At 68.5% G+C, this 7,639-nt stretch carries 8 protein-coding genes and 1 pseudogene; 4 read left to right on the top strand and 5 right to left on the bottom strand.

The features are described 5' to 3' along the window. The coding region (locus tag ACFWPJ_RS18915) for an ATP-binding cassette domain-containing protein (protein ID WP_378853029.1) at positions 1–410 on the bottom strand (410 nt) is incomplete at its 3' end. 3 nt (positions 411–413) lie between these two features. Then, the gene (locus tag ACFWPJ_RS18920; protein WP_378853031.1) at positions 414–1,061 is read right to left on the bottom strand and encodes a TetR family transcriptional regulator; all 648 of its coding nucleotides are present in this window, start codon (positions 1,059–1,061) and stop codon (positions 414–416) included. A gap of 101 nt (positions 1,062–1,162) precedes the next feature. On the opposite strand from ACFWPJ_RS18920, the gene ACFWPJ_RS18925 reads away from it, so the two are divergent. Continuing rightward, positions 1,163–3,094, top strand: a complete 1,932-nt coding sequence (locus tag ACFWPJ_RS18925) for an acyl-CoA dehydrogenase (RefSeq protein ID WP_378853033.1) — start codon at positions 1,163–1,165, stop codon at positions 3,092–3,094. Here the strand turns inward: ACFWPJ_RS18925 and ACFWPJ_RS18930 are convergent. The 3 genes from ACFWPJ_RS18930 to ACFWPJ_RS18940 all read right to left on the bottom strand — a co-directional run bounded on the left by ACFWPJ_RS18930 (position 3,091) and on the right by ACFWPJ_RS18940 (position 6,098). Continuing rightward, on the bottom strand, positions 3,091–3,696 hold the full coding sequence (locus ACFWPJ_RS18930) for a phosphatase PAP2 family protein (RefSeq protein ID WP_378853035.1): 606 nt from the start codon (positions 3,694–3,696) through the stop codon (positions 3,091–3,093). The genes ACFWPJ_RS18925 and ACFWPJ_RS18930 overlap by 4 nt on opposite strands. 22 nt (positions 3,697–3,718) lie before the next feature. Continuing rightward, complete coding sequence (locus tag ACFWPJ_RS18935; protein ID WP_378853037.1) at positions 3,719–4,597, bottom strand: nuclease-related domain-containing protein; 879 nt, start codon at positions 4,595–4,597, stop codon at positions 3,719–3,721. Between the two features lie 112 nt (positions 4,598–4,709). Next, positions 4,710–6,098 (bottom strand): DUF2252 domain-containing protein, encoded by a 1,389-nt coding sequence (locus ACFWPJ_RS18940; RefSeq protein ID WP_378853039.1) that lies wholly within the window; start codon positions 6,096–6,098, stop codon positions 4,710–4,712. A gap of 121 nt (positions 6,099–6,219) precedes the next feature. Here ACFWPJ_RS18940 and ACFWPJ_RS18945 point away from each other — a divergent pair, with 121 nt between their 5' ends. The 3 genes and pseudogenes from ACFWPJ_RS18945 to ACFWPJ_RS18955 form a co-directional block, all read left to right on the top strand. Beyond that, positions 6,220–6,855, top strand: coding sequence for a CDP-alcohol phosphatidyltransferase family protein (locus tag ACFWPJ_RS18945; protein WP_378853041.1), 636 nt, complete (start codon positions 6,220–6,222; stop codon positions 6,853–6,855). Between the two features lie 27 nt (positions 6,856–6,882). After that, positions 6,883–7,296, top strand: coding sequence for a glycine cleavage system protein GcvH (gcvH, locus tag ACFWPJ_RS18950; RefSeq protein ID WP_378853043.1), 414 nt, complete (start codon positions 6,883–6,885; stop codon positions 7,294–7,296). 178 nt (positions 7,297–7,474) lie between these two features. Beyond that, a pseudogene (locus tag ACFWPJ_RS18955) lies at positions 7,475–7,639 on the top strand (peptide-binding protein); the annotation flags it as partial.

The raw sequence follows: 7,639 nt of genomic DNA on the forward strand, positions 1-7,639 counted from the left end.
GAATAGGTGCGGGCCTTCTTGGTCGGATCCAGCTCGAAGCGCTCGATCAGCTCGGCGCGCCTGGTCTGGTCGAGCCCGCCGCGCATCCGGGCCAGCAGGTCGATGGTCTCGCCCCCTGACAGCGACGGCCACAGCGTGACATCGCCTGGGACATAGGCGATCCGGTGATGCAGGGCGACCGCGTCGGTCCACGGGTCGCGGCCGAACAGCGCCGCCTCGCCGCCGGAGACGCGCAGCACGCCGAGCAGCACCCGGATCGTGGTGGACTTGCCTGCGCCGTTGGGGCCGAGGAACCCGTGGATCTCGCCGGGGCCGACCAGCAGGTCGAGCCCGTCGAGCGCGGTGAAGCGGCCGAAAGTCTTGCGCAGGTCATGGACTTCGATGACCCGATCGGTGGTGGGGGAGGGCATCGTCTACTCCTCGATGAGGCTGTCGAGCAGTGTCGAATCGGTCAGCATGCCTTGGGTGTAGAGCTCGAGCGCCGGGAAGGTGGTCAGGTCCGACAGGTCCCGGATCGCCTTGCGGTAGTCGAGTTTTCCGTCACGCTGCATTCGCATCTGCAGATAGAGGTTGGTGGCTCCGACATGGCAGAGCACGATGTATCTGGCCCGGGCCGCGGGATCGCGGCTCGGCTTGAGCTGGCCCGACTCGACGGCGGCCTGCATGTATTCCTCCGCGTCGGCGACCATGTGCTCCAGCAGGGATTCCGCCAGCGCGCCGCCGGCTTGGAAGCTGCGCAACATGTAGGCCACCAGCGGGGCGTACATCTCGATCTCGGCCAGTGCGGTGAGCATCCCGGCGGTGCCTGTGGAGCGGATGACCCGCAGTTTCTCGTCGCGAATGATCTCGAGCACACGATCGTCGCAGGCGGCGCGCAGGCCGTCCTTGGAGCCGAAGTGGTGATTCACCAAGCCGGGTGACACTCCGGCCGCCGCGGCGATCGCCCGGACACCCACACCGAATCCCTGTTCGCCGAACAGGTCGATCGCGGTATCGCGGATGCGGGCCGCGGTGGTCAGGTCGGGGGAGGGTCCTTGCGGTACGGGCTGTTGACTGAACACATGTTCAATATACTAAACGACTGTTCAATCGGCGAGCAAGAGTTTGCGTCGGCGAGTTTCGAGCCGCCGCCTCATGCGTGACCCGGGCTAGGGTCGAAGACATGGCTACCGGCACAACGACGACGGCAGAACATCTCCGCGCAGCGCTGGACGGACCGTGGCGCGCGGTGAGAGACCAGGCGCGAGTCCAGCTCGCCGACGACCGCTTCACCGGCGACGCGGAACTCGACATCCACGCGGCGAGGGCGCGCGTACTCGACCAGATGCGGGTCATCGCGACCATGGGTTACGCCGAACGCGGGTTCCGGCCCGGGAACGGGGGCACCGGCGACCCGGGCGGTGCGGTCACCGGCCTGGAGATGCTGGCCTACGCCGACCTGTCGCTGTGGGTGAAATCCGGTGTGCAGTGGGGACTGTTCGGCGGCGCGGTGGAGAACCTGGGCACCGAACGCCACCGCGACTACATCAAGCGGCTGATCTCGCTCGACCTGCTCGGCTGCTTCGCGATGACCGAATCGGGCCACGGCAGCGACGTCGCCAATATCGAGACCACCGCCACCTACGATCCGGCCACCCAGGAATTCGTGGTGCACACCCCGACACCGTCGGCCCGCAAGGACTACATCGGCGGCGCGGCCGTGCACGCGCGGATGGCGGCGGTGTTCGCCCAGCTGATCACCGGCGGGGAGAACAAGGGCGTGCACTGCCTGCTGGTGCCGATCCGCGACGAGCGCGGCGCCGACCTGCCAGGGGTGACCACCTACGACGACGGCATCAAGGGCGGCCTGCCCGGGGTGGACAACGGCCGCATCGTCTTCGACCAGGTCCGGGTGCCCAGGGAGAACCTGCTCAACCGCTACGCCGATGTCGACCCGGACGGCACCTACGCCTCCGAGATCGACAACCCCAGCCGCCGTTTCTTCACCACGCTCGGCACGCTGGTGCGCGGCCGGGTGAGCGTCGGCGGCGCCGCCGCGGCGGGCGCGCGGGTCGGGCTCAGTATCGCCGTGCGCTACGCGCTGGCGCGGCGTCAGTTCGCCGATCCCGACACCGGCGAGGAGACCCTGCTGATGGACTACCGCAGCCATCAGCGCAGGCTGCTGCCGCTGGTGGCCAAGTCCTTCGCGCTGGCCTTCGCGCAGAACGACCTGGTGCGGCGGATGGACCTGATCCAGTCCGGCAAGGACACCGAGCCGGGCGCCCAGCGCGCGCTGGAGAAGCGTGCCGCCGGCCTGAAGGTCGCCCAGACCCGGCACGCCACCCGCGCGATCCAGGAATGCCGCGAAGCCTGTGGCGGCGCAGGCTATCTCACCGAGAACCGCCTCGTCACGCTCAAGGCCGACACCGACGTGTTCACCACCTTCGAAGGTGACAATGTCGTGCTGACCCAGCTGGTCGCCAAGGAACTGCTCACCGCCTATTCCGACGAGGTGCGCGATCTCGACGCCCTCGGCTGGGTGAAGTTCGCCGCCACCATGGCGGGCGATGTGGTGCGCAAACGGTCCGGTGTCCGCCAGCTGATCCAGACCCTGCGCGACCGCAGCGACGACAGCGTCGACGACGGCGACCTGTCCAAGCGCTCGGTGCAGCTGCAGCTGTTCGCCGATCGCGAGGACTACCTGCTGCGGACCGCCGCGCACCGGCTGCGCGCCAGGGCCGCCGACACCGGCCCGTTCGAGGCGTTCAACAACGCCCAGGACCACATCCTGGCCGCCGGCGCCGCGCACATCGACCGGCTGGTGCTCGAGGAATTCGTCGACGGGATCGCCGCCATCGAGGACCCCGACGCCAAGGCGCTCGCCGAAACCGTCTGCGACCTCTACGTGTACGCCTCGCTGGAGGAGAACCTGGCCTGGTACATCATGCACCGGTTCATGTCGGTGGAACGGGCCAAGGCGGTGCGGCGCGGGGTCAACGAACTCGTCGACCGGCTGCGTCCGGACGCGCTGACCCTGGTCGAGGCGATGGGCGTGCCCGAGAAGATGCTGCGCGCCGAAATGCTGCACGACGCCAGCGTTTTCGAACGGAGCTAGCCGCGCGTCCTGGCTCGCGGCAGGTCCGCCAGCCAGCACAGGCCGATCGCCATCGCCGCGGCGGCCGCTGCCCCACCGAGCGCATCGGTGGGGTGGTGGTATCCGAGCTCGACCATGCCGGGTGTGATCGAGATCAGCGCGAGCACGGTGAGCGCCGCGACCTTGATCCGCGCCTTCAGGCTCGGCACCAGGCACGCGAAAGTCGTTGCGACAGCGACGAGATGGACGGTGTGGCCGCTCGGGTAGGCGAGATAGTCGTGGAGCTGCCTGTCCCACAACGGTTTCAGCAGCCAGGTGTTGATCGCCACCGCGACCTCGGGAACCACCAGCATGGTGACCGCCCGCCACCACTGCCGCCGCAGGGCGAACCAGCCGAACGCCGCGAGCAACAGGATCAGCACGACGGGACCGCTGCTCGGCGCGACGAGCACCTCGGCGAGGCCGGGGGAGAGCGTATCGGCGATGGGGTCGGCCACCGCGGAGTCGAGGTCGGTCGGCCCGTCGTCCGCGGGGAACGTCAGCGGGATCGCGGCCGTGACAGCGGCGCCCGCGCCGATCGCCGTCGCGCGGACGGCGGTACGCGCGGAAACCTCCTCGATCACGGACGCGACGACAAGCGGTGGCTCAGGCGGGACCATAGGTGAGCACCGCGGTCACCACGAACCACAGCACCCAGACGATCGCGATGATCATCCCGATCGCGAGCGTGATCCGCAGGAACGCGCGGCCGAAGTCGAGATCGCCGTCGACCCGCGGATACAGCTTCCACGGGCTGTACCAGGGCGCCACCAGACCGCGGTTCTGCAATTCGCGCTCGAGCTGCGCCTGTTCCTCGGCGTACTGCTCGGCCTGGGCCTGGGTGGGGCCGCCGTGCCACAGGGTCACATCGATCGGGCCGAGGAAGCCCTCGTTGAGCAGATCCTGGGGTGCGGGCAGATAGGGCAGGATGCCGAGGCCGCGGAACGCGATGGCGATGTCGTTGGCCGTCCAGAGGTTGTGTTCCTTCGCGGCCAGCATCTCGAAGTACTGTTCGACCCGGTGCGGATCGTCGGTGACGATCACGTCGAAGCTGGGATCGCTCCAGCCCTGGTGCACGTCGATCTGCGCGCCCGGCATCGGCACGATGACACCGAGCCCGTGCACCGCGCGCTGGCCGAGCCCGCGCGCCGCGAGATAGTTCTGCAGCGCGAAGGTGTGCTCACGGGAGCGTTCCAGCGGCGTCGACTTCTCGGCGCCCGCGAACCGCGCGAGCTCGCCGGAGACCATCCACGGGCCGTTGAGCGGGATCTCCAGCACGCCGTCCTGGCGCGCGGTGAAGGTCTCCGCCTCGATCACCACGCAACTGGTCGGCGTCCACACCACCGCGTCGAACTGGTGCAGCCGGTCGTCCTGGAACAGGCTGCAGTTGATCGTGGCGACGCCGTGCGGGCTGGACGGATCCTTCCAGGTGCGCAGCCAATCGATCAGTGCCAGCTCGGCATCGGTGCCTGCCGCATTCTGCACGCGCACGAGCATGGAGTCCGCCCTTCTGGGTCGTTGGCGCCGCGGGCCGAGAACCGTTGGCGTACATCGTAGCTCGATGACCGGCGGTTGCCGGGGAGGATACGGCCGGTGTTCAGCTCGGCTCGGCCTCGATCTTGCCCGCCGCGACGGCGGCGACCAGCTCGGCGTGATCGGCCTCGGTCCGGTCGGCGTAGCGCACCGCGTAGCGGGCGATCGCCTCGTCGAACTTGTCGTCGTCGGCTTCGAGATAGCCGGCCAGGGTGCGCGGGTCGAGCGAACGGGCGTGCGCCCTGGCCAGCAACGCCCCGGCGAGCCTGCCGTAGTCGTCGAGATCGTCGGCCGAGAGCCCGGCCGGGTCGATGCTGCCCTTGAGATTGCGGAACTGGCGCACGATGAAGGGGATCGAGCCGTCGAGCTCGATCGTCGTCCAGCCGAGCAGGATGTCGGTCTCGGACTGCACACTGCGCGCGCCGACCACGATGCGCTCACCCTCGTGCCGGGGCGCGGCAGGCGGCAGGAACGGCGCCAGCGCGGACGGCTTCGCCTGCTTGACCTGCAGTACCAGCGCCTCGCCGTCGTTGCCGTGCAGCAGTGCCACATAGCTGTGCAGGCCGACGCTGCCGGTGCCGACGATCCGGAACGCCACATCGGAGACCGCGAACCGGGCAAGCAGGTTGCGCCGGGACTCGCGGATGGTGCCCGCGTAGCGCTCCAGCCCGTCGATCACGGCCTCGGCGACGTGCTCGTCGACCGGGGTGAGGATCGGCGGATCGCTGACGAACCGGTGCTTGCTGATATCGGTCTCGTGATCGTCGAGGTGCTCGGTCCATTTCGCGACGACCTTGGCGCTGGTGTTCTTGCGCGCCTTCTTGGCGGCCTTCTTGAAGTCGTCGAGCAGATCCTCGGCCTTGGCCTCGGTCAGGATCGACTCGTCGTGCATCGCGGTCCAGGACTGCAGGAACGGCATGTCGGCGAGTTCGGCGACGGTGCGGCGGTAGGAGCGGGCGGCATCGCGCGCGGCGCGCACGCAGTCGTCCTCGTCGGCGCCGCCCTCGCGCCCGGCCAGCACGAGGCTGGCGGCGAGCCGTTCCAGGTCCCATTCCCACGGTCCCAGGACGGTCTCGTCGAAATCGTTGATATCCATGACGATCTCGCCGCGCTGGGTGCCGTAGAGGCCGAAGTTCGCGGCATGGGCGTCACCGCAGATCTGGGCGGGCAGGCCACTGTCCGGTCCCGCTGCGAGGTCGGCGGCCATGAGTCCGGCGGCGCCGCGGAAGAAGGTGAACGGCGAGGTGGTCATCCGGCCGATCCGCAGCGGGATCAGCCGCTCGATCCGCCCCCGGTTGCTCGCCTCGACGAACTCGAGCACGCTCGGCCGGTCCGGGCTCTCGGCCGCCCGGTCGCGGGCGGACACCGGGACCCGTTCCCTGGCGGCGCGGCCGCGTTCGCGCGCGTCCTCGGCGGAGACGTAGGTACGCAGATCTAAACCACTGTCGGACACAAGTGCCCAGGTTAGCGGTTCGCTGCCGGACAGGCACCGCGATCGCCGGGCAACCGAACGCGGCCGGAGGTTTCGGCGTGGCCGGATGGCGCGAGCGGGGGTCGGTGCGGTATGCAGGGGCGTGGCAACCGAATCGGGAACGCCGGGCACCAACGACACCGCAACCGGTGGCGTGTTCAGCGATCGCATCCTGACCGTGCCCAATGTGCTGAGCCTGATCCGGCTGATCGGCATCCCGGTGTTCCTGTGGTTGTTGCTGGTCCGCCATGCCGACGGCTGGGCGTTCGCGCTGTTGATCGCACAGGGCTTCACCGACTTCCTCGACGGCAAACTCGCCCGGCTGCTCGACCAGTCCTCCCGGCTGGGCGCCCTGCTCGATCCGCTCGTCGACCGGTTATACCTCGTGACGACGCTCGTGGCGTTCGTCGCACGCGGGCTGATTCCGTGGTGGATCGCGGTGATCCTGATCGGTCGCGATCTGATACTCACCGTGACCTTGTCGGTATACAAACGCCGTGAACTGCCCGCCCCCGAGGTCATCTACCTCGGCAAAGCAGCCACCTTCGCGCTGATGTCGGCGCTGCCGTGGCTGCTCACGGGGGAGATGGATTGGGCAGGGGCGGGTTTCGGCTGGGCCTTCGGCTGGGCACTGCTGATCTGGGGCACCGCGCTGTATGTGTGGACCGGGGTGCTCTACGTGGGGCTGGCGGTCGCGGTCGCGCGTTCGATACCGCCTGTGCCGCACCGCGGGAGCTAGTCGATACTGTTGCGTGCAACGTTGACGATGAAAGGACGTCCTGTGACCCGGACCCCTGAGGATCTGCGCTACACCGAAGAGCACGAATGGGTGCGGCGGACCGGCCCCACGGCGGTTCGTGTCGGCATCACCGACTACGCCCAGTCACAGCTGGGTGACGTCGTGTTCGTCCAGCTGCCCGATGTCGACAAGGATGTGACCACCGGCGAGAGCATCGCCGAGGTCGAGTCGACCAAGAGCGTGTCCGACATCTACGCTCCGCTGAGCGGGAAAGTCGTTGCGGTGAACGAGGATCTGGCGCAGGAGCCGGAGACGCTGAACTCCGATCCGTACGACGCGGGCTGGCTGTTCGAGCTCGCCTTCGACGACGAGGCGGCGCTGGATTCCGCCCTCGGTGAACTGCTGGATGCGGCGGGTTATCAAGGAGTTATCGGGGGCTGAAGCAGCCTTCACAGTTCTCCCTGCACGGGTGCGCCCCGGCAGGGTACGGTCAAAGCCAAGCGGATACGTCGGGGAATCGACGCCGGGATCTATTTCCTGGCGATGTGATCGCGCCGGTCGTGTCGCCGAATACAGCACCTGCTTGCATGGATAATCAGGTTCGAGGAGGAGAGAAACGGTGAGCGAGAACAGGGACCCGGGTTACGGGGAGACCGCGGCCGAGACGACGTCGGTCTTCCGCGCGGACTTCCTCAACGAGGTCGACGCGTCGCGCTCCGGAGAGCCGACCGGCGAACAGCCGGTGCAGGGCGTCGAGGGGGGGGCGGGCGGAGCGAGCCACCAA

The organism is Nocardia sp. NPDC058497, assembly GCF_042720195.1.
Lineage (GTDB): Bacteria > Actinomycetota > Actinomycetes > Mycobacteriales > Mycobacteriaceae > Nocardia.